This is a genomic window from Chryseobacterium sp. Y16C (genome assembly GCF_022488405.1).
Lineage (GTDB): Bacteria > Bacteroidota > Bacteroidia > Flavobacteriales > Weeksellaceae > Chryseobacterium > Chryseobacterium geocarposphaerae.
On the sequence record NZ_CP092711.1, the window covers coordinates 3,165,468 to 3,188,822 of the forward strand.

General features: G+C 37.9%; 21 protein-coding genes. 14 read left to right on the plus strand and 7 right to left on the minus strand.

Annotation, left to right across the window (positions count from 1 at the left end):
* The first annotated feature begins 129 nt into the window (after positions 1–129).
* The 9 genes from MKS83_RS14210 (at position 130) to MKS83_RS14250 (ending at position 6,730) form a co-directional block, all read left to right on the plus strand.
* Positions 130–1,371 (plus strand): NUMOD4 domain-containing protein, encoded by a 1,242-nt coding sequence (locus MKS83_RS14210; RefSeq protein WP_240580218.1) that lies wholly within the window; start codon positions 130–132, stop codon positions 1,369–1,371.
* Positions 1,372–1,928: 557 nt separating this feature from the next.
* The gene (locus tag MKS83_RS14215; RefSeq protein ID WP_090001523.1) at positions 1,929–2,327 is read left to right on the plus strand and encodes a single-stranded DNA-binding protein; all 399 of its coding nucleotides are present in this window, start codon (positions 1,929–1,931) and stop codon (positions 2,325–2,327) included.
* Positions 2,308–2,553 (plus strand): addiction module toxin RelE, encoded by a 246-nt coding sequence (locus MKS83_RS14220; protein ID WP_228400952.1) that lies wholly within the window; start codon positions 2,308–2,310, stop codon positions 2,551–2,553. The genes MKS83_RS14215 and MKS83_RS14220 overlap by 20 nt, the downstream gene beginning before the upstream one ends.
* A gap of 17 nt (positions 2,554–2,570) precedes the next feature.
* A complete protein-coding gene (locus MKS83_RS14225; RefSeq protein ID WP_090001525.1) occupies positions 2,571–3,002 on the plus strand; it encodes a hypothetical protein in 432 nt (143 codons plus the stop codon).
* 64 nt (positions 3,003–3,066) lie between these two features.
* Positions 3,067–3,609, plus strand: a complete 543-nt coding sequence (locus MKS83_RS14230) for a PRTRC system protein E (RefSeq protein ID WP_090001527.1) — start codon at positions 3,067–3,069, stop codon at positions 3,607–3,609.
* Positions 3,610–3,618: 9 nt separating this feature from the next.
* A complete protein-coding gene (locus tag MKS83_RS14235; RefSeq protein ID WP_078797553.1) occupies positions 3,619–3,837 on the plus strand; it encodes a PRTRC system protein C in 219 nt (72 codons plus the stop codon).
* A 5-nt stretch (positions 3,838–3,842) separates the two neighbouring features.
* Entirely contained in the window at positions 3,843–5,135 is a 1,293-nt protein-coding gene (locus tag MKS83_RS14240; protein WP_228400953.1) for a hypothetical protein, read from the plus strand.
* A gap of 39 nt (positions 5,136–5,174) precedes the next feature.
* A complete protein-coding gene (locus tag MKS83_RS14245) occupies positions 5,175–5,921 on the plus strand; it encodes a PRTRC system protein B (RefSeq protein ID WP_090001529.1) in 747 nt (248 codons plus the stop codon).
* A 2-nt stretch (positions 5,922–5,923) separates the two neighbouring features.
* Entirely contained in the window at positions 5,924–6,730 is an 807-nt protein-coding gene (locus tag MKS83_RS14250) for a PRTRC system ThiF family protein (protein ID WP_240583196.1), read from the plus strand.
* 212 nt (positions 6,731–6,942) lie between these two features.
* On the opposite strand, the gene MKS83_RS14255 is transcribed toward MKS83_RS14250, so the two are convergent.
* Entirely contained in the window at positions 6,943–7,497 is a 555-nt protein-coding gene (locus MKS83_RS14255; protein WP_240580219.1) for a transposase, read from the minus strand.
* A 395-nt stretch (positions 7,498–7,892) separates the two neighbouring features.
* Here MKS83_RS14255 and MKS83_RS14260 point away from each other — a divergent pair, with 395 nt between their 5' ends.
* Positions 7,893–8,252, plus strand: coding sequence for a DUF6876 family protein (locus MKS83_RS14260; RefSeq protein ID WP_240580220.1), 360 nt, complete (start codon positions 7,893–7,895; stop codon positions 8,250–8,252).
* Between the two features lie 59 nt (positions 8,253–8,311).
* A complete protein-coding gene (locus tag MKS83_RS14265) occupies positions 8,312–8,731 on the plus strand; it encodes a hypothetical protein (protein ID WP_090001533.1) in 420 nt (139 codons plus the stop codon).
* Between the two features lie 246 nt (positions 8,732–8,977).
* Here MKS83_RS14265 and MKS83_RS14270 read toward each other — a convergent pair whose 3' ends face one another.
* A complete protein-coding gene (locus MKS83_RS14270; RefSeq protein WP_090001535.1) occupies positions 8,978–10,309 on the minus strand; it encodes a hypothetical protein in 1,332 nt (443 codons plus the stop codon).
* A 338-nt stretch (positions 10,310–10,647) separates the two neighbouring features.
* Between MKS83_RS14270 and MKS83_RS14275 the strand changes: the two genes are divergently transcribed.
* Both MKS83_RS14275 and MKS83_RS14280 read left to right on the plus strand, forming a co-directional pair.
* Positions 10,648–11,319, plus strand: coding sequence for a DUF6904 family protein (locus tag MKS83_RS14275; protein WP_090001538.1), 672 nt, complete (start codon positions 10,648–10,650; stop codon positions 11,317–11,319).
* Between the two features lie 26 nt (positions 11,320–11,345).
* Positions 11,346–12,041, plus strand: coding sequence for a GNAT family N-acetyltransferase (locus MKS83_RS14280; protein ID WP_090001540.1), 696 nt, complete (start codon positions 11,346–11,348; stop codon positions 12,039–12,041).
* Between the two features lie 27 nt (positions 12,042–12,068).
* Here MKS83_RS14280 and MKS83_RS14285 read toward each other — a convergent pair whose 3' ends face one another.
* The 3 genes from MKS83_RS14285 to dinB all read right to left on the minus strand — a co-directional run bounded on the left by MKS83_RS14285 (position 12,069) and on the right by dinB (position 17,310).
* Positions 12,069–12,977: a hypothetical protein gene (locus MKS83_RS14285; RefSeq protein ID WP_090001542.1), complete on the minus strand. Its 909-nt coding sequence runs from the start codon at positions 12,975–12,977 to the stop codon at positions 12,069–12,071.
* 123 nt (positions 12,978–13,100) lie between these two features.
* Complete coding sequence (locus MKS83_RS14290; protein WP_090001544.1) at positions 13,101–16,154, minus strand: DNA polymerase III subunit alpha; 3,054 nt, start codon at positions 16,152–16,154, stop codon at positions 13,101–13,103.
* Between the two features lie 10 nt (positions 16,155–16,164).
* The gene (gene dinB / locus MKS83_RS14295) at positions 16,165–17,310 is read right to left on the minus strand and encodes a DNA polymerase IV (RefSeq protein ID WP_123854735.1); all 1,146 of its coding nucleotides are present in this window, start codon (positions 17,308–17,310) and stop codon (positions 16,165–16,167) included.
* 61 nt (positions 17,311–17,371) lie between these two features.
* Here dinB and MKS83_RS14300 point away from each other — a divergent pair, with 61 nt between their 5' ends.
* Entirely contained in the window at positions 17,372–18,142 is a 771-nt protein-coding gene (locus MKS83_RS14300) for an XRE family transcriptional regulator (RefSeq protein ID WP_090001548.1), read from the plus strand.
* Positions 18,143–18,152: 10 nt separating this feature from the next.
* Here MKS83_RS14300 and MKS83_RS14305 read toward each other — a convergent pair whose 3' ends face one another.
* Positions 18,153–21,530 carry a DEAD/DEAH box helicase gene (locus MKS83_RS14305; RefSeq protein WP_240580221.1) on the minus strand — a complete coding sequence of 1,126 codons (3,378 nt, stop codon included), beginning with the start codon at positions 21,528–21,530 and terminating at the stop codon, positions 18,153–18,155.
* Positions 21,527–22,369: a Hachiman antiphage defense system protein HamA gene (locus MKS83_RS14310; protein ID WP_090001552.1), complete on the minus strand. Its 843-nt coding sequence runs from the start codon at positions 22,367–22,369 to the stop codon at positions 21,527–21,529. Before MKS83_RS14310 ends, MKS83_RS14305 begins: the two co-directional genes overlap by 4 nt.
* Positions 22,370–23,355: the final 986 nt, after the last annotated feature.

Below are 23,355 nucleotides of genomic sequence, written 5' to 3' on the forward strand. Positions count from 1 at the left end.
TTTTCAGTTTGCATTACGGTTTTCCGTAAGAATAAAATAATGATAAAGATTTATCCTGTTTATTCTTTGTAACCATAATACTGGTTTTTTGGTATTCTAATGAATTCTTGCATATAAGATCTTGATATATTGGATATTTATCAATTTTTTTTATCTTTATATAAGATATTATTAGTAAAACACAACGTTGATACCATTGCATTGAAGCTGCCTGCAGAATTTGAACACCAGTATGTAAAGGAAGTGATCTACAACCGTTCTTTATCAGCTTTGCCTGGTGAAGAATGGAAAACTGTGGAAGATTTTCCCAATTATGCCATATCGAGCTTTGGCAGATTAAAAAGTTTGGAACGGTGGACGTTCTTACCCAACAAAACAAAAGGTAAAAAAGAGCCGGAGATGATTATGAAGCTGGTCATCGTCAAGCAGTCGAATCAGTATCTTCAAAAAAACTTTTACCAGTTCCATTGCACCTTATCCTCGGATGGCAAAAAGCACCGCAAATCGATGGCGAGGCTGGTTTATTATCACTTTGTAGAAAAATTTGATTACAACGATTATAATATTAAGATTGCATTTAAAGACGGCAACAGCCTGCACCTGCATTATACCAACCTCGAAAAGATATCGCATAGCGAAAGCCGTTACAGAACCTTTCAGAGCAACAGAGCGAGAAACCGAAATGCAATCTATTCACAGCCGGTCTCCCAGTATGACATTGACGGGAACTTTATCGCTGCCTTCGACAGTATGTACAGCGCTGAAAAGGTGGCCGGTGTCGGCTGTGAAAGCATAATGGATGCCGCGCACGGGGTGTTCCTGACAGCCGGCGGCTACCGGTGGTTTCTTAGCAGCCATTCCATTACCGAAAAAGATTTTGAGGTAATTCCAAATTTTAAAGGTAAACAGAAGATTTTTAATCAAACGGTGTGGAAAAACCTCGGGAAACCTTTAGTTGAAAGGAAGAATCCTCCGGCTTGTATGAACCTGTCTTTGGAAGACCTGCCCGGTGAATGCTGGAAGCCGATACCCGGTTCAGGAAACCGATTTGTGATTTCAAATAAAGGACGGGTTAAACGCCTGAGCGGCTGGATCACTGAAGGCCGGAAAGTTTTCCTGAGGGAACACATCCTCTCTCAATATGTCGACTTTTTCGATGGGAAGCCTTATGCCCTGCGTTGTATCCTTCGGCATCAGAAAAGAAACAGATATTTATCGGTTCCCAAAGCGCTGGTCTGCTGTTTCGTCCGGGAATTTGATATGGAGGACAAAACATTTGCGGTGGTTAATAATAATGAACCGTTCTGGAAATTTGATCTGTCTAAAATGTATTTGACTCGTGGTGGCTTGGTAATTACAAATGATAAGTAATTGGTCATTTATAACAGATTTTCATTTTAAAGACATTCCAGAAAATCACATTCCTTACGGTGACCTCTTTTATTTTCGTTGATCAAAACGTTCCGGAACTGATCTCTGACCGAGGTTAGGCTTTTTACTGTTGCAAATGTAGGACAGTATCATTCACTCAAAAAAATCTTTTTGGGTTTCTAAAAAAATTCTCTCCGCTTCACTCCGACAATTTTCCCAGACACTCCTGAATTCTACGAACAAAAAGATTTCAAGCCCGATCCGTGAGCAGTTTGCTTTTAAGCTGAAACGAATCGGGTTTTGTGTGCCTGATGCTGTCCTATCGTCATCGGCAAAGAAAAAGCCGGAACCTCAGTTATACGAATCAATTCATCTGCAGACGTTCTTTGACATCAACGGAACAATAAAACGGAAACAACGATAAATAATGCTTTTCAACATTTGAAAAAGTAAAAAAAGAAGAAAGCCGAGTGTCCTCGATACCCAATCAGTTCAGTCGGAATTTTTAAGCGAAAAACAAAAAAAATCAAAACAATTAACATTTAAATCGAAATATTATGAACACCATCGTAGGTAGAGTAACCAAAAACGCAGAAATCAACATTCTTAAAAACGACAGACAGGTCGTTAATTTTTCAATCGCCATCAACGATAACTACAAGACAAAACAGGGCGAAATTAAAGAGCAGACTACTTTTTACAATTGCTCGTACTGGATTAACGCCAAAATCGCTCCGTATCTCATCAAAGGGACTTTGGTGGAATTATCAGGAAGAATAAGCAGTAATGCGTGGATAGGCAAAGACGGTGAAATTAAATCGGGTCTTAATTTCCACACCTCAAGAATTAAGCTACACGGAAAAGCCAACACAAAAAAAAACCATCAACAGCAGACTTCGGAAACGCCTAAAGGCAATCCTTTTACAGAAGATGAAAATGATGATTTACCATTCTAACAGCAACTACCTTATGGATGCACAGTTTAATTTTCAGCTCAGGTCTGCCAAAGATAAAAAAGACTGGGATCAGATTACGGCTTACTATAAGACCTATTGCGACCGAACAACAGCCCTACGCTATGCAAGAAAGCTTTCACGGATTTTCAAATCGGAAATCAGAATGACGGAGGGTGCCGACCCTTTTAAAACAAGTGGAACATACATTAATGAAAACAACGGTTAAACAAATTTTATAATACTATGAAAACATCACTTCAACCTACAGAATACCTGCTTATCAAAGCAATGACCGACAGCGAATGGGACGACTGCGGATTTGCCATTATCCGAATTTCAGAAGAATGGAAAATGACCCAAAAGAAAAGGCTCGAAGCTGTTAAAGCCGTGGAAAACGACCAAGATTTGAAATGGCTGAACTATAATGATACGGATGTGGAATTTTTCAGGTTTTCAGACCAATATCCCGAAATGGAAGAATTGTTATCCGAAAGGAACCGAATTTTTATCGAGCTGGAAACGGATGATCTGAAAAAGCTTCTGCAACCCGAAAATAACCTGAACTGCTACCAGATGCAGGTATTCAAAAACGGCAACGCCATTTACAATGCCTTCGGAAAGCATACGGGCGATGAGTTTTATACGGAAGAGTTTTCATTGTGGGAACTCACCTGATGATTGCTCAAAATTGAATCTTCATCTTTTTAATCTCACACTCTAATCTTGAAACTACATCAATATGCAAACTAATTTTTTCAGACAGATCGCCAAAATGAATCTCACAGGAGATTTACAGTTAACGATACGACCCACTCAGGATAACTGCTTTGTTATTTCCGTATTGCTCAATAATGAGCAATGCGGGGACGAAGCAAGAAAGCTGATTCCGCCCCTCAATCTGAGGGGAACGGCAGAAGACCTCGACAATGGCTTTTTTGAAAATGTTGCAACGCCAATGCAGACCGCTTCGGGCTTGATGGTGGATATGGATGCCTATATGAAACAGGTGGAGGAAGCCAAAAAGAAATCGGCAATGGAAAAGGAGAAGGCAGACCGCGAGAAAAAGGAAAAGGAAGCCAAAGACAAAAAGTACAATGAAGCCTTGCAGAAAGCCCAAGAACTTGAAAAAGAGGGTAAATATAAAGAGGCGTGGTCTACCCTGCCCAAAGCTTCGGATTTTCCCGAAAATGCGGAACATATCCGCAAAAAGCAGGATGAATACGAGCGTCACTTTGCGCCAAGCCTGTTCTCTGAAACGAATAATGACAATGTTGAATCTTAAAATGAGCCTATGTTACTTGCAACACGATTAGACCGGGTTTTTATACTCAAAGAAAACGGTCAGGACATAAGACTGCCTGACCCTGAACCTCAATGGACGGTGGAAACGGTAATGAACTTTTACGCCAACACATACCCAATTTTGACTACCTCAAAAATTTCAGCCCCAAAAATCAAAGATGATGCAGTAGAATACCGATTTGAAAGCGTAGTCGGAACAAAGGGCTGAATTGAATGGATCGTTTTAGGCTGACAGGTGGAAGATTTTCATCTGCTGTCAGCCAACAGCGGTTCACTTATTTGCTACCATCAACCAACAACCGTAAACCAATAACAAAACCAATGAAAAATGCAACGCAAAACCATATCGGGCATCATTCAACCGCCCGAAGAAAAAAAACAAAAGCAACTGCACCGACAGTTAAGGGAATTCGCACAATGGATGCATCAGCCCAAGGACAGTTCGGAAATACAGAAAGACCAACGGAAATCAGTTCCCGTTTCACAGCTTCCGATGTTTTTCTGAAAACCTGCTTTATGCCCTTGTTAAAGGAAAATGACATCACAGCAAAACAGAGCCAACGCAGGAGAGCCAAAACGGAAAGGGATTTTTATAAGTCCCTTTCTCAGTTGGCTGAGCATTATGACATACAGCCAATGCCAACAAAGCATTTTGGTTATCCGTATAATGTAAGGCTTGCTTTGATGGACGTGCAGAAGCAGTTGAAAGCCAAGACCGAGAATTGGACGGGTGTCCGACTCATCGAAAAGAATGGTAAAGCCTATTTTACCGTAGAAGAAAGATGCAATACAGGGGCGACTTTGTTCTATATTCCGATTGTTCCGCTTTATCGATTGCTCCGCCAAAAGACACACAGAAAAGCAGGCTGTCTGCTGCTTTCCGTGTGTTCTTATCTCTACAGAAATGCAGGGATTCCCCATTACAGAATTGAAGATTCTTATCTCTACTGGAATTACGAAATGCTCAATGATTGGATAGAACAGGATCCGGAAATGGAGGATTATTTCGTTTGCACAAAGGAGTTGCACCGTGCAGAATTGATCGGTGATGTGATGGGACAAAAGATTTCAGACCCGAGGAATCTGCAATTTTTTGAGCATCGTTTGAAAGGGTTCAACCCTAAAGACCATTTCGACAAAGCGTGCTTTGAACTTGCCAAAAAGGTATTTGCGCTTTACAGTCAATATCCCGATGAAAGCATTTTCAGAAATGCGCACTATAACAATGCCATCGACCCTAAAACTATGGATGAGAATGGCTATAATGATTACAACGAGGAAAATGTGGTGACAATGGACAAATACATTTCTTTCTTCGCAGAGGGTGAAGGCGTGGTTTACGACAACTTAGTCAGTATGATCAATAATGAATTCAACGAATATGCGGAAGCTCAGGAACCGATTATCTTTAAAACTTTTGACGGAAATTCTCTCTTAAATGAAAGTCTGGACTTTGAAAATAATCTATTCAAGGTGCTGAATGAATTGTGCCGATTACTGAATTAAACCACCTCCTAATCACAAATAAATCCAAAACAGAACGCTATGAAAAATAATACAAATACAAACGAAACTATCGAAACTGATATTACCCATAATTTCGGTCCGCTCTATTATCCAAAATCTGCATTGGTGTTTTATGAAACCGATGATTACAATCCCGACGGCTATGTTGAACATTTTGATATTGACGGCAACGGACACCCTGTCAATGCACATCCCTTAACCGTAAGGGAAGCCAACAGGCTGGCAAAGTCGCTGATGATTCACAGCAGGAAAGAAAAAGATTTTCTGAAACCCAATGGGGTGATGTCTGAAAATGTCCTTTATATTGATTCGACAGAAAACGGAAAAGTAATCTGGTTGACAAAAGGACAGATACGACCAATGTTGTTTACCGAAAAGCTGTCTATTCCCAATGGATCGGCGGAAGTACCGCCTTTGCTATGGTGTGCCAACAGGCAGGGAATGAAAATATTTGCGTTGGATTCGGACGAACGCCCGAAGGAGAATACGCCCCTTTTCCACGCCCCGTTTTTTAATGTGTATGAAAGCGGAAGCGTGTGTATGGGAACTGTTGACATCAACATTAAAAAATCCGCATCATTGGAAGAGTTTATGGCGCAATGGGAGCATTACTTTTTTAATTCTTATTTCAGCCATCTGGTCAATAGCCATAACCCGATCAAAGGCAATTGTGTGAACCTCTGGAAAGGCTTAATTCAAAATCAAGGCTCTTTTCCGAAAGAGGTTCTGGTTAATTCCAATCTAACATTAAAAAACCTACTCTGATGATAAACAATGAAAAACCAAAAGTCCATTTTACGGACGAAAGCCTAATCTATCCAACCAATCCTGTTACGGTCAATCTTATCGGGGCAGGCGGAACAGGCTCTAAGGTACTCACCGCCCTGATGGAAATGAACCATTCATTGATTGAACTCGGACACGCAGGATTGCAGGTACGGCTTTGGGATGATGATACGGTGGCGGAAGCCAATATCGGCAGGCAACGTTTTGCAGAATGTGAGGTCGGTCTTCCAAAGGCGGTTGCCCTGATTAATCGGGCAAACCGCTGGTCAGGAACCAACTGGAATGCGGAAGTCAGCAGGTTTGAAAGGGATGCTGTAGGCAGGATTCACGAACCAATGCAATCCACATTGTATATCTCCTGTGTTGATAACGTCAAATCACGCTTTGAAATTGCGGAGATTCTTAACGAATTGAAGCATTACAGCAGATCATACCGAAACAATATCAAGTACTGGCTGGATGCAGGCAACGGAAAAAATACGGGGCAGCTTCTGCTCTCAACCATCGGGAATATTAAACAGCCTGATTCGGAAAAATACGAAACCGTGGCAAATCTTCCATTTGTGACCGAAGAATTTGGAGACCTGTTAAGACAGTCCGAGCAGGAGGATGATACGCCAAGCTGTAGCTTAGCCGAAGCATTGGAAAAGCAGGATTTGTATATTAATTCGACATTGGCACAGATGGGATGCTCCCTGTTATGGAATCTGTTCCGAAACGGATTGACGGAATACCGAGGGTTTTTCATCAATCTTAAAAATTTCCATTCACAGCCCATTAGGGTTTAACAAACCGCCTGATGTAAAAGTCGGGCGGCAAAAATGCAATTCCTCCCTGCGGTCGGAAACACATTTTTGCATCAATCGGAGCAACCCTATTTCTAAAACATTACCCCGGCTTACCTATTCAGAAATATTTTGAAAAAAGGTTGCGGCTTTCTTGTTGTACTTTGATTGGAATTCAAAAAGTAAATCGATGTATGATGATGTACACCTAGGTTTTAGTTCCAGTTCACTTTAAGGTCTCTGAATTCTAAATTCGCCCTTGATTTTTCAAACGTATTTCTTTCTAATTGGGAAATGGTTTTGAATCGGAACATTTTGATAAACATCGGTTCTCCCTGCACCTCCTTAAAGGAGAAAGTAAGCTTTACAGGGACATTCTTTGACAGCTGAGGATAGGTCTTACTTGATTTATACAGATCAATTTTGTACTCGTTTCCTTCCACATCCACAACGGATATGTCCTCAATTGTCATTTTTTTATTTTCATCTTTCGATTCGATCAGGAAGGTAATTTCAATATTCTTCCCGGCCTTATTGCCTTTTACTGCCGTTATTGTATAGATGGAATTTTCCTGCTCACTTTCCAGAACGGGTTTATTAAGATCAAGAGCTTTCTTCAGGTATTCATTTTCGGAAGTCAGCATTTTATTGGCCGATTGCAGCGTTTCATTGTCTTTCTTCAGGGCATCGCAATTCGTCTGACCGTATCCGTATGCCGTCATTACTACAGCACCTAAAAATAAAAATCGTCTCATATCCATTGTTGTCATTTCTTTTGGTTATCGTAGTCCAAATATAAGGATAAAATGGCTTCTATTCAATGGATTGCCGTGAAAAATGCGGTCGGTATGCTTGCCACCGACGGGCGTTTGTTTTCAGGTTGCAAAAGTATAAATCCCGTTTCTGCTCAAAAAAATCTTTTTGGGCTTCTAAAAAAATTCGCTCCGCTTCTCTTGGCTAATTTTCCCAGACACTCCTGAATTCTGTGAACAAAAAGATTTCGCAGCCTTCATTCCTTCAGATCCATTCCGGTTTTGGCTGAAACGGAATTTCTATCGTCAGAAAGCAATGAAAAACGACTGGCCCATCGGACACAAAGCAAAGCGCTCTTTACATTTTTAATGAACAATCCAAAATCAATATCAACCCTTTACATTTTTTAACTATGAAAAATCCAGGTATTTCAGCCAATGAATTTTACAACCATTTTAGCGGTACTGAGCAGTATTACGCTTATTTCTTCGGATTCGTCTTTACGGATGGCGTTAAAATTATTGCAGAAGAAGAACAGTGCTTCTGGCTGATCGACTGCATTGTATCGTATCAGCTTTCTGAAAAGTTCCGTCAGGAAGAATTCCAGGTCTGGAAACTCGAAAGAGTGAAAGAAACGCAGTTCAGGCTTACCGCAACTGACGGAAATAACAAGGTACTTGCCACGCAGGACATTCCGTTTTCGGATTTCTTCTTTAACGAGTTCACCATCTGGAAAGAAGGCAATGTGCTGCTGCTGCCAAGTGAACATTAATCTTAAGAACCTCACGATGTACAGGCAATCGTGTTTAATAACTTTAAAAAATTATAACAATGGGAACTTATGCTATCATCTATTTAAAAAAGGCTGAAAAAGCCGTCGAAGTCAACGATCTGTTAAAGAACAGCTATCAATTGGAATACGAAACGTTTAACGGCGTGGAATATGGTGTGTTTTTCACAGAGGAAATGTTTATAGAAGATTTACGCCTTATGAATGAAGACGAGGAAGGAAAAAAGAACCTTCCGCACTACGCACGCCCGATTTCAAGGGAAACCTACCATTCTCTTCTTTTTGGCGCAGAAAACTGTTTCGGAGAAATCGGCACTGCCTGCTTTAAAATTTCCTGTGTTGACGAAAAGGATATGCAATATATCAGAGCGCTTAAGGCGTTTATAAAAAATCCTGAGTATAAGAACTATATCAATTTTAAAAAATCAAAACATCTGCAGGACTTCCTGCGACTGAAGTGATGATCTTTATTGAACCGCAATCTGAGCAGGCTCAGATTGCGGTTTTGTTTAGGTTTAAAATTCTTTAAAAGGCAAAAATACAATTCCTCCCTTCGGTCGGAAATGCATTTTTGCGCAAAGCGTTGCAACCCTATTTCTACTAGAGTTCCGTGCAGTTCCGAGATGTTGAAAAAAGGTTGCGAATCAATTTAATCGTCAAATTATTCACAAAGAAGCTTTTGCTCAACTTCTTATGCGATCATTAAATTAAGGTGCAGTTTTTGGTGAAAACCCAGCAAGCGCCCAATGACGCCAAATTGCCCCAACGGGACAGAGATCGATATGCTTTTCCCAAGGTGCATTATCACATCGCTCATCTGTTATATCATCTATTCCTTCCAATTCCGAACTTTTTTTGCAAAACCCTTTCAATTCACAAGGTGTAGGCGATTGATTAGTAAATATTTTTAGGATTTGATTAATAGCCCAAAATAGATGGGGTTGAAAATTTTCCGGGTTGAATTGACTAGGTAAAGCAACGGTACCTTTATCCTCGCTGTTTACTACAAGAGGAGAACCGAAAGCCAGGTAAAACATAGCGAAATCTTTATTATTCTTTAAATTTCCACCTTGAAGAAAGTCAATTATAAACTGGGGATATTCTCTTCTGAGAATTGTAATGCGATCAAATAATACGTCGATCCATTGATTATTGCCATCAAAAATACTAGCCTTGAAGCTCTTTTTTATCGAATCTCTTACCTGCTCCACAATAACGTCTAAATCGAAATGATTTCCTTTTAAGAAAGCACTCAGTACTTCATAAAGTTTTGATATTATCTGATCATTATCCAGATTAGTTTCAATGAATTTTGATTTACTTAGAAATTCCATAGCACGGATAAAACTTAATCCGGGATGGTATGTCATTAGTGAACAGTCACAAACGGCTATAAGTAGAATAGTGTACTGTGCTAATTCAGGGTAAATTTTTTGTGCGATTTTTTCAACTACCAGGTAGGGATATTCATCAGCTTGAACATTAGCACCCTGTGATTGTAAAATTTCTGAATAAACATAACGTTCAGAAAGGTAAGCCATACCTTCAGTTATCAGAATACCTCCAAGACTCACCTCAAAATTTGCATTTGATTTTGCATCATTCAAAGTTACTTTTATAATGTTAACTTTTTCATTTTTATCATTAAATACTTGGCTTCCATATTTATATGAAACCAGCTCTATTTTCGTTCTTTTGGGATTAATCTTACTTCCAAGATAGATAGGCTGCAGACAAAAATTTGAATATCCATAATCACCTTCTCTGGGTGAAAGTTTTAACGGAACCTGAAATTCCTTTTTATTTTCTTTAAAAATTCTTGATGCACAATCCTGAATGTAATAGTTGATCGTCGAGATATTCACTAGTCCATATATGGTTGAAATATCCTGTATAAAATGAATATATTCGTGTAGATACAATGACAGGGCACCATCTGTTAATTCTTGTAAGTTCTTGAATTCAAAGGGTAAATCAATTTTTATTTTGAAAAATGCGGGTCTGTAATAACATTTTAGAAAGTCTAATTGGTCATTCATTGGATATCTTTAATTATTAGTTTTTAATAAGCTGCAAATTGCAACAGTTTTCACATTACTTATGATAGAAAAAGTGGCTTAATTTAAATAAAATATACCTATTTGCAGAATAACTTAATGCAAAAAGTTTGGGCTCTAAGTCATACCACAGCTCTGGTTATGTTTGGAACCACAATTCATCTTCATTTGCAACAGTGATTATACACTCCTTGTCAGAAAAAATGTTGGGATTTACATTTGAGAAGTGATGTTTAAAAGCTTCCCTATTTATAGAAAAAATTCAAAAATTTTTAACCACGGAATTTGTTCGTTACATTTGTTTGCAAGAAGAAAGGAAAATGATTTACACCATACCAACAAAGAAAGGTTTAGGAATTGAGATTTGGGGAACGCGCGATGATCTGGAATACCTATATGATATTGTCTCAAAATTTTGGAATGATCCGTCGCTATCACCAATAAAAGGGTATGAAGATAAAAATCATCTCATCAGCGGTTTTTCTCACGAATTACGGAAAGCATCTTATGGAAGCAGGCTGACCAGAACCCATAGCCATTATTCTTTCGAGGAAATTCCATATTGTGGTTTTCAGGTTTCCTGGGTTCATATTATATTCTCTATTGCCGCACTGAAATATTTTAAATTAATGAAAAGCGATAAGGCGGATATCGCTATGTTTTTACATTTGGAATACTGGATAGAAAAGGCAATGAAAGATTATGATTCAGTCGGAGCCGTTAATCTCTTACCCTATCTGGATGACGCTATTCACGCTGGTAATGAAAATCTGTATCTTTATATGCGGCATATCAATTCAACATTTTTTGGATTGAAGGGCGGAAAGAAATCGTTTAGAAAATTAGCGCACCTGATGCGGACTGCCGTCTTTTCAACGGATGAATACAATGATTTAAGAAACTTTCTGCAGTCGGAAGCTAAAAAGCACAACTGTAAAGTTGAGGATTTGGAACTGAATGATGATGACACGATATACGAAATAGAATGGTAATAACAGCTATTAATTGCTATTGAAAAATGACTGATAAATCCCTGCAATCACTTATTGATAATTTAAATTCAGGTAATACCGAATCTTACCTTATCTTCCGCAGACCTCTCAATCAATATGTCGATTTTGCTAAAATCTGGATTGAAAAACCCACGGTAAATGATAATGTAACCTCTTCTGACGGTCCCGATCATTTTTACCTGATTAAAAATAATGAGGGTGTCTTTGTCGCAACTGTATATGATATGCGCCGGGATTTACACTGGTTTGTATTACCTCAGTACCGTGGTAAGGGTCATTTGACACAATCAATGAAGACTACCATTATTCCGCATTTGTTTTTGAGTAGAGATCAGCAAAGAATTACCATTGACGAAATGCAGATCGGACCCCTGAATTTTAAAGCTTCCCAAAAAGTTGCATTGGACTTAGGCTTTATAAAGAGTGAAGAGAAAGACTATATCCTTTTGAAAGACCATTCTACTAAAGAAATTCTCAATACAGGTGAAAATTCAGAACTCACCACTGAAAGAGTAGGTGAACTTAGAAAACAAATCAATTTCTTAGCCCGTTCATTGTGGGCCATACAAACCGAAATAGAAATGGGATACGGAAAGACAGAATACTCCGAAGAACTTCAAAAACTTGTCAGGCAGATTAAAAATCACACCTGGAAAATTGAAGATTTCTGGTATAGCAGCGGTCGTGAAAGCGAACGATAATGCAGCAACAGTTTTTCAGCTTTATAATTATGATTTGAAGGAAAGCTGATAATTAAAATCAATTTCAAATTTAGTCTTTTCATCCAGGCTGTCATATCTCTCCTTCACTAAAGGATACTTATTGACAATATTCTTTATCATAATACTAGTCATTAAATAAGAATAGAATAACATTAAATATAAGGTTTCTTTCATATGTTCGTGTTCCATCAGATGCTTTGTCTCCTTCAGTTGAAGGACAACCAAACCTTCGGAATGGGCATATACTGAAGCATTATAATAGAGTTTGGAAAATACGCCTGCATCGCTAAATTTTGATTCTGAAAATATGGTATCCCAATTTTTAAACAGTTTTCCGGATCCATTTTCAAGCAAGCTTCTTTGTTGCTTTTCTGTGAGCTTCTGAAAAAATTCATTATTTGAGATATTGTTTTTCAACCGTTCAATGGCATCTTGTTCACTTTTTACTCTCTCATTATTTATAAATTTTGACTGAGAGAATACTTTAGAGCGCAGCATCATCGAAGACATAATCCAGGATTCGTACCGGAGTTTCTGTTCATTTTCGTCTTCTGGATTGACATACAAATGTTGATACATTAATAAAGTCTCGTACTGTGATCTCACAATCGTTATAATAGAAGACAGATCTAGAAATTTAATATCGGAGCTTTTATTGTCGTAAAATCTGGATGAAATCGAATGTCCCTTTGATAAATCTAACAAACTCAGGTTTTGAAGATGCAGTTTAATAACCAATTGTTCAGAATAGATATCTTTTTCTGGTAGGTCAACTTTCCGCTCTGCAAGGATCTCGTGTAAGTAGATCAGTACATCGGAAATTTCAAAAAGTCTTTTTTTAATGTCTTCAATATTCCTGCTTTCGTAAAGTTTATAAAATTCTATAGCCCATAAAGGTTCATTCCCTAAATTCATTATGTATTGTTTAGCTCAAATTTATACAAAATCTTTATGGCTGTAATACATTTTGTTTATTCGTCTCACTCATTCAATATAATAATGTCGTTTTTGATTCTATAATAAAGATTTTGAATGAACTCAACTCATTTTCCTCCTAGGCAATCCAATCTCGTGTTCCTGCGGGTAAGGCTTTCTGAAAGTCATACTCACATCTTCCCGGATATTATTATAAGCTTCATACGCTTTGTCTTTATCCAAAGTGTATCTTGGGTCGGGGATGAAAGGCATTTTTGCCATTTTTAAAATGGTTATGGTGGGAAAGTGAAAGTCTACTTCCACAGTTCCTAATAATAAATAGCATCCACCACCCTGAAAAGGATATTGAGTTAGATTGTCAGGGAAATGCGCTGTATCAAAATATTCACCCTCCGCGTCTATCCACGTTCCGAAATACATCGTCCCTCTTTTGGTGGGAACGTGCTTTCTGGAAATCAAGTAGGCAAGCATTTTGACTTGCTTCTTATGGTATTTCGTCAGGTCTTTTACCATTACACTTCCCCTATATTTGGTCTGTAATAAGTCGAATGGCCTCACTAAAACCGGAAATCCCAAGATCTCAATTTCATCAAATGCATCCTCCAAAGGATGTCTTTGCACCTTTGGAAGGGTATATTCTTTTTGCGGTTCTTCCAGTAATGTTAAATGCTTAAAAGACGGCCTGTTTCCTGCTAAAAGAAAACGGGCTTCAATTAACAGTTCGTGCTTTTGCTTCCCGGTAAACCGGAATGCTCCTATTAATATCAAGGTCTGTAAAGTCTCAATACCAATAGGGATTCTTTTGACAAAGTTTTCCAGGGAGGTATAATCACCGTTGTTCTTTCGTTCTTCAGGAATTGAAACTGCGATTTTACTTTCCAGCTTTTCAATATGCATCAGCCCTAAATAAACATCTTTTTCGTAAACAGTAGTCTGGTATTCGCTTAGATTGACACAGGGATTTAAAATGGTTGCACCTGACATTCTCGCTTCGTGGACATATACCTCTGTTCTGTAGAAACCGCCGCCATTGTTTATCGCCGAAACCATAAACTCGATAGGATAATAAACCTTTAGATAAAGGCTTTGGTAGCTTTCTACCGCGTAAGATGCCGAGTGGGCCTTGCAAAATGAATAGCCTGCAAAGGATTCTATCTGGCGGTAAACCTCTTTGGAGAGCTGCTCCGGATGGCCCAGGGATTTACAGGATTCAAAGAAATGGTCTTTGACTTTCTGCAGTGCAGAGAGCGAACGTCCTTTTCCGCTCATTGCCCGGCGTAACACATCGCCGTCAGCAGGTGACAGGCCTCCGAAATGAAGGGCGATTTTGATAACATCCTCCTGGTACACCATAATGCCATAAGTCTCCCCCAATTCTTTTTCAAAAACCGGATGAAAATATTCAAATTGATCAGGATTGTTGTGACGGAAGATATATTCCTTCATCATTCCGCTTTGTGCTACGCCCGGACGGATAATAGACGATGCCGCCACCAATACTTTGTAATTGTTGCATTTTAATCTTCGGAGAAGTCCGCGCATGGCCGGACTTTCAATATAGAAGCATCCAATTGTTTTTCCCCTGCTCAGAAATTCATTGCATTTCTGTTCATCCTTTGACAAGCTCACATCTCTAATATTGACTTTGATACCCCGTTTTTCTTCGATGAGCTTCACTGTATCGTTGATGGTTCCCAAGCCCCGTTGGGAAAGGATGTCGAATTTTTCCAGACCGATTTCCTCGGCCACGTGCATATCGAACTGGACAATCGGAAATCCCTTCGGCGGCATTTCCAATGCCGAGTAATTGGTGATGGGTTCTTCAGAGATTAAAATTCCACAAGAATGCATACTTCGCTGGTTTGGAAATTTCTCTAAAAGTTTTCCATATTTGTGAACCATTGCTGACACCGAATTAATATCGTGCTGTTCAATGGATTTGGAGGCCAGTTCATCCAGTTCCTCTTTTGGCAGACCAAATGCTTTTCCTACCTCACGGAAAATCGATTTATACTTAAATTCGACGTTCGTGCCGCAAAATGCCACGTGGTCTTTTCCGTATTTGTCAAAGATGTATTGTAAAATGGTATCCCTGTTCTGCCAGCTCCAGTCGATATCGAAATCCGGCGGTGTTTTTCGGTTCAGATTCAGAAAGCGTTCAAAGTACAGATCAAGCTCCAGCGGGCAGATGTCCGTAATGCCAAGACAGTAGGCAACGATACTATTGGCACCACTTCCGCGACCGACGTGCATAAATCCCATCCGATTGCTGTACTGGATGATGTCCCAAGTGATAAGGAAATAAGCACAGAAATTCAGCTGGTCAATGACACCCAATTCCTTATCCATCCGTGCTTTAGCCTTTCCGTCATCATTAGGATATCTGTTGGTAAACCCTTTATAGGCAAGTTCCTTCAAGAGCTTTATATCGCTGTCTTTACTTTCTGTAAAGTTTTTTTTGTTTTTAGGGGTCTTATAATCAAAATGAAAATGGCATTGTTCAAGTAATCGTTGGGTATTTTCAATAATTTGCGGATAATGCTGGTATTTTTCTAGAAGCTCATCCTTCGAAATCAGCTTCTCGTTTTGCCTACATATATCATTTTCATCAAGTTTAGTGACCAACGTATTCCGGTCGATGGCACGCAGAATCTTATGTAGTGTGTATTCTTTCTTGGTTGTAAAAGTCACTGGCTGTAAAATGACCATTCTTGGCAGATACTTTCTGAGGCTGGAATTAATCAAAAGATTGATTTCTTCAGGACGGATGCCGATGTATTCATTTCGCTGAAGTTTCTCAGGGTAATTGCTCAGAGGATATACGACAAATACATCCGGCAGATTGGGGCGATGTAATGGCAGATCTTTTCCTTCACAATTATGTAGCGTCAAAAGCCTGTTGATTTGTCCTATGCCTGATTGATTTTTTGCCAGGCAGATGTAATGCTGTTTATTGTCAGTTCTTATATCCACACCCACGACCGGCCTGATGTTGCTTTTTTCACATAATCTGTGAAAGTCATAAATGCCGGAGATACAATTGATGTCGGTCAAAGCGGCCACACCGATTCCCAGATCAACGCACTGTTGAACCAATTCTTTAACGGAAATGGTACCGTAACGTAAGCTATGGAAAGAATGACAATTGATGAACATAACATCGTAATTATTGGTTTAAAAGTCCGGAAGCCCGTCCGACACTTGTCGCTCCGAACCTCATTTTAATTTTATCCATCGTTTGATAAAGACTGATAAGCTCTTCCGTATCTTCAAACAGATTCATCTGGTGGCATCCGTGTACCAGACCGGTGAACTTTACACCGATAAGTCGGATTCGCATTCTGCGGTTATAAACCTTCTCAAATAATTCTAATGCGTATTTGAGCAGCGTATGGTCGGATGAAGTGTAAGGAATCCTGTATTGCTTGGTCTCCGTATCGAAGTTGGAGTACCGAATTTTTACCACAACGGTAGAAGTCAGCCACTTCTCCTGACGGAGCTGGAAGCATAACTGTTCCACCATTCCTGACAGTATGCTCTTTATGCCATTGATATCGATGGTATCCTGTGAAAATGTATTTTCCTTGGAGATAGATTTCCTGTCAGAATAAGGGACAACAGGCGTTTCATCAATACCATTGGCTTTTTTCCAGAGTTCCTGTCCGTTCTTTCCGATCAGCTGATGCAGGACATCAACAGGCATCTCTGACAGCGTTTGGATATTTCTTACGCCCAGCCTGGACAACAATTGAAAGGTCACATTGCCAACCATCGGAATTTTCTTAACTGAGAGCGGGTTCAGAAAAGGTCTTATATTCTGTTCGGGAATTTCAAGTTTTCCGATGGGCTTAGATTCCCCGGTCCCGATTTTTGAAACGGTTTTATTGGTGGATAAAGCAAAGCTGATGGGCAGACCGGTATTTTTTCTGACAGCCTCTGCAATTTCCGTGGTCCATTGATAGCAACCGAAAAATTTATCCATTCCGGAAAGATCAAGGTAGAATTCATCAATACTTGCCTTTTCAAGAATTGGAACTTTTTCCTGTATGACTTCAGTGACCGTATGAGACATATTGGAGTACATTTCCATATCTCCCCGGATTACCTTTGCCTCCGGGCAAAGCCGTAAAGCCATCTTTATCGGCATTGCACTTCGTACCCCAAAATACCGTGTCTCATAAGAGCAGGATGCTACCACGCCTCTGTCCCCGCCACCAATGATAAGCGGCTTTCCAACAAGGTCGGAGTTTTTCAGTCTCTCACAGGAGACGAAAAAGGTATCCAAATCCATATGTGCTATTGCCCGTTTCATTTGACAAAATTAGATTCATTTTGTATCATTTTTATTATATTTGCTGATACAATTTGTATCAATGTCAGTTTTTTCAGATAATATCAGGTTTCTAAGGCATAAAAAAAGTTTGTCCCAGCAAAGTATTGCAGGCAATTTGGGGATAAGCAGGGTCCGTTATGCCAAATATGAAGACGGCCGATCCGAACCTCCGTTCGATGTTCTTCTTAACATCTCAAAATATTTTAGCATCAGCATCGACCTGATGCTGACTTTGGATCTGAGAAAATATCCTTTGGAAGATATTATCAAACTGCCGGATAACAGGATTGTTCTTCCAATACTGGTCGATGAAGCCGGTGAAAATAAAATTGAAATTGTCCCCCACAAAGCGTCAATGGGTTATCTTGAGGGATATAATGACCCGGGATATATTGAAAGCCTGCAGTATATGTCATTGCCTTTTCTGAGAAACGGGAAATACAGGGCTTTTCCAGCAGAAGGTGATTCGATGCCGCCATTTAAAGATGGCACCTATATCATTGGTGAATTTGTTGAGAAATTATCTGAACTCAAGGTAGATAAAACCTATCTGATTATTACACAAAGTGGGCTGGTTTATAAAACTATCGAAAAGATTAATCATAATTCGATTATTGTTAGTTCGAAGAACATTTTTTATGAAAATTATGAGATTCCTTTCAGTGAGATTGTTGAAGTCTGGAAGTTCGTAAAAGCCCTTACAGATGAATACGAACTAATTGATCTGACGGATAGTGTAATCAAAGATATGTTTTTGTCTTTGAAAAATGATATGAAGAAAATGCGGGAGGAGTTAAAGAAAAAATATTAGTTTTCTTCGCTTAATCATTATCAATTATTTCAATGTATGGGTTTAAACTTTCCATATACCACAAATTATCGTTTTCATCATATTTAAAAACCACTCCAGATTTATTCAATGCAGGCATGAAATCAACATTACCCCATCCTTCATGTACAAATTCAAAGTCAGGGCTAATAAGATATTTTTTACCGTCGATAATTTGAGCAATTAAAGTTTGGGTTTTTTCATGAGTATCTCCAAACTCAAAAGATGAAACTCTATCTATTTTTAATCGATCTTGCATTGATGTCTTTCTAAGCATTTCTAGCCACTCTTCAGTAGTCTCGCTGACAAATAATGAGTAACTATCAATATTGGCAATTAAGGTTCTTTTTATTGTTGAAACCGGTTCATCACCAGAAAAACCCACACAAAAATCCCCCAATTCATTTGCAGCTGATCTAGACCTTATACCCGCTTGGTAAATTTTGACTTTTATGATCGAGGGTAAGCCAACTTCCACAAATAAAGATAATTCCTCTAATACTGTAGCCTGTATATCCAAATCTCTGCTTTTAAACTTTCTTGCTATTCCATTTAGAATCCATGGCAATGAGAATGAGTAAACATCAGTTACAATTTCAGCTCCTTTCTCTATATGGAAAATTTTATAAGCATCATCCCCGCCTAACCATAATCTTCTTATTTGAGCAACGTTAGGATATTTTAAATACTGTCCTCTTTCATTTAAAACAGGTAAATCTTCAATAGTTGTTTCAATAGATTCCAGCAATTCTAATAAATTTTCAAATGTGCCTTCAGTTAATAAATATTCGTCAACGTTCGAAATTAACTGATCCATATTATCCTCAATGATTAGATCACTGTTAAGAGGAATACCAGATCCAACAATCGACCTCCATTTGTTTCTATTGTTACTCACTTTTGCTACAATACCAATTGTTCTTGCCTCAATAAAATCCAGAAATTCTTTATGTGAGATATTTTTCTTGGAGGATATTTGAATATATGCCAACGATTTTGAGAAGAAATCTTCAACCCAGGAAATACTAATATCACCTTCAGGATTGTGAATTAACAGTAATGAAAGTAGAGTGTCATCTACCCAATCTAGAATTTCATCAATTGCGTCTGCCTCTTCGCCAATAGCTGAAATATTATTTTCTGTTATGAGTTCTATAAGAAGACTAAAATCTACACCAATATTGTCTGCATAAGTTTTCAAAGTACTTATTAAAGAGAGTATTCCGCTTTCAGCGTAGTCAATTTTTTCTTTATTAAAATAGTTTTTTCGAACACTATTAAATAAATTTAATCTTGATTTTTGACTTTTGTTGTTCGTATCAATTGCTACTAAAATCTTACCTTCATGATCCACAAAAGCGCGTCCAGCTCTTCCCGCAATATTCCAAAAATCTCTAGCCCTGACTGGAGATCCAGCTTGATAAAGAGTTGAAAAAATGACTGTAGAGACTCCTAAATTTACACCTTGACCTAAGGTCGAAGTTGAAATAATTACCAATGGTTTCTCCTCTCTCATAATCCGCTCTAATGGAAGGCGAACATCACTATGTAATGCTGCATTATGACATAAGATACCCATTTTTGCATACTGCAGCCACTTATTATCAGGACCATATGTTTCAGCACATGCTAACTGAAATATTCTCCATAGCGATTTATTTTTCCATTGATAATCATTCCCACCATCATCCATAGCCTTTAAGTAGGCCTCAGCCATCACAAAAACAGAATCTTTCAAACCAACGAAAATAAGTAGCGGACCAAATGTTCTTAATTTGTACGCAGTTGTTGCCACTGCTTCATTTTTATCACTCGGAAAATATCTTATTCGTTCTTCACCACGATATTTATATCTTGAAACTTCTTCTGAAGTAATAAAATACGGATTAAACGAACTTCTCTCATGATCCTGACTTTCCCAGTTTAAACTTACATTATTGTTTCGCCATTCTAGTATTCCTAAGCGCTCATCTGAAGGCCTCCAACCATTTTTAAATATGGCTTCATTGTTATCAGTCAGCCATTGTGCAAGATCTTCAGCGTTTGGTAAAACGGCAGATAGTAAAAGAAATCTACCTTTATTTTGCTTCATGTGAAATCGAAGTTCTTCATAGAAAATCTCATTCATTACTAATCTTTTATCTTCTCCCAGAAGATGGCCTTCATCTAAAATAGTCAATGTGACATTATTTATGATATCGTTATTTGCCCTGAACAAAGCTTTCGCTTTTTCAGGAGTAGCAATGATTACCTGAGCTTCCATGATACTTAACTCATCAAGTTTGCTAAATAAGCTTCCTCCATAAAGGTGTGATACCACTATGCCAGAGCTTTGAAAAACTTTTTCTAAACTATTCTCTATTTCAAATGCTAAAGATCTAAATGGAGCAACGTATAAAATTTTTCCATCCGGATTAGATTGTATAGAATGTAAAATTGCTATTTCTGCAATCCTAGTTTTTCCACTGCTAGTTGGTATACTAACAACACACCCACACTCACTATTTATAACTTGATCTAACGCCGCACGCTGGGTAATAAATAGTTCATAATGTCCTCTCGGTTGCAAATAAACAAGCGATCGCAAATAATTTTTAACTTGAATATTTTCGATATTAAAGTATTTAGCAAGCACATTCCATATTGCAGCTTCATTAAAGCCGTTTGAAATTAAGAGTAATAATCTTATTATCCACCATATGCCAGCGTCTTCCTCTAGTTCTGCAATTTTCTTTAGATTCCTAAGTAAAAATCTGGAATTTTCTAAAGCTTGTTGATTTCCAGAAGTATAGAATTGAATAAAGCCATTTAAAGATTTTGCGATAGTAATCTCATAAATTTTTTGATTACCTTCCTCTTCACTATTCTCGGCAACCTTATCATCACGGTATTTGCTATCCATTAGCATAGAATACAACAGATCATTAAGTTGTATAAAGTTACGTTGTAAAAAAAGCCCTAACATTGAAGCTATAATTGTATTCGCTTCAAATTTCTTAATCAGTATAAATGCTTTGGAATATTCAAATGCTACATAATATGCTAATGATGCTACCAGACCATAGTAATCACTAACAGTTTTTCTATTTGTCTTTGCACCATGAATAACTTCCAGTAATGAAGCACCCTTTTCTAGAGGAACACTAGCGTTAGACAAAGCTTCATTTTCAGCATAGTTACACCCTAAATGCAAATATTGTAGGGCTAATAAATTGAGTTGGTCATCATTAATTGTATATGGTGGGTAATTTTCCTTATTTTCCTCTGTATTAAGCAAAATATACCTTGCATTGGCCTGTGCAAAATAATTTTGTATAGTAGCATCAGCATCCAATCTTTTTAATTTACTAGCGATTAGTTCATTATTCATATAGCAGTTGGATTATTGATTATTGCATTGGCTTCATAAAAAGCATTATAAATTAATGACTTTGGATCATCAATACCTACTGAAATTATAACTGCATCAGGATTATCATTTGTATAATTTTTTTCTATAAAATCAGATGTTTTGTCATTGCTAAGTAGTAGCCCGGCATATTTCATATTACCTTTTGACTTTATTTCGTCTAAAATGAATTTCTCCAAAAACTCTGCTAAATTAACTGTATGATCATTATCATAAAGGCGGTCCAATAAAAAAGTGTAAGATAGTGGTAACTTGTCTTTGCTTATTGCATTACTCAGTTCGGAAACCACCGCCTTATCCGGTTTACTCCTAAATTTGGCTTCTCCAAGGAAAACCTTTATTTCCTCTTTTCCAAGTTCACTATTAATTACATCAATTATCAGTGCATCATCACCTTTCATTGATTGGTTGACGTTTGGATTATAATGAAATTTAAAACATTTTATAAGAGTTCGATCTGAATTACAACCTAAAATGTATTCAATCAAAATTATTTCGGTAGCGTTTCCTTTCATGGTTCGGTCTGCACTCGGAATCTGTCTATGCTGATTAGCATAAGCTGGAAAACCAATGTTTTTATACATTCTCCTTAGTCGTCTCAATTTAGATGGACTGTAGTGATGTTCAATTATTTTATTAGCAAGCCAGGAGATAAGTTCGGAATCATTCGATGCGAGTTTACTTGAAAGTGCTCTATGACAACGATTTTTAGTACGCTTTATGTTGTCGCTATGAAACCATTTTTCAAAAAAGCTTGGTGCTATAGGATGAGATCCTAAAATTTCGTCTTGAGAAAACATTAATAAATTGATTGGTCATTAGGTTATGTTTATAAAGTTAATCATTTTAAAGATATAATCATTTAAAACCGTATATAAATTATTGACATATTTTTAGTTCTCAAATGAAACACCGAAAAAGAAAAAATATAAGCAATCACACTTCTATTCAATTTTTTATCATAAAGAGTAGACTTATTTTTAAAAATAATGACACATAAAGGGCAGGGAACTATTTAATAATATAAAAACTATTTTTATTTTAATACACTAATTTAGTCTAAATTAAATGCATGTTTTTTAATAAATTACCATAACATGTTCTTAAATAAATTTTAATAGCAATATTCTTACCTTGAGCAAATAATAAGCCGACCATCTCCTACCCAGTCCAGAATTTCACCCGGATATTATTGATGCGGCTCAGGAGTTAAACCACCCTATTTCTGAAGTGCATTCAGTAGACTTCAGTAGCTGATGACCTTGCCTAAAAATTGCACCACTTTTGGGGAAACCGGCTCAAAATTATTACCACCAAACGCTGCACTGGCTCAAAAAATAAGCCACTAATCTCAGCCCCGGCTCAGAATATGCACCAGATAATGCCAATGCGGTTCAAGTATTAAACCACCCTACTTCTAAAGTGTATTCAATAGACTACAGGAGCTGATGACCTTGCTTAAAAAATGAACCACTTTTTGGGAAACCGGCTCAAAATTGTTACCACCAAACGCTGCACTGGCTCAAAAAATAAACCACTAATCTCAAAACCGGTTCAGAATTTGAGCCGGATGCTGCCTATGCGGTTCAAAAATTGAGCAGCCTCGATGTTATTTACTTTTCTGCTTTTTTTCTTTTCAAAAGCAATTAAATCAACTTACTAATAATCAATTACATACATTCTCATTTCAGAGCTCTGAAAAAATAGCGGTCTAAGTAAGCAAGATGTGTCTTTGTATATACAACTTTTCAAGTTCCATATCCCAAGACGCTCTTGCCTTTTTGCA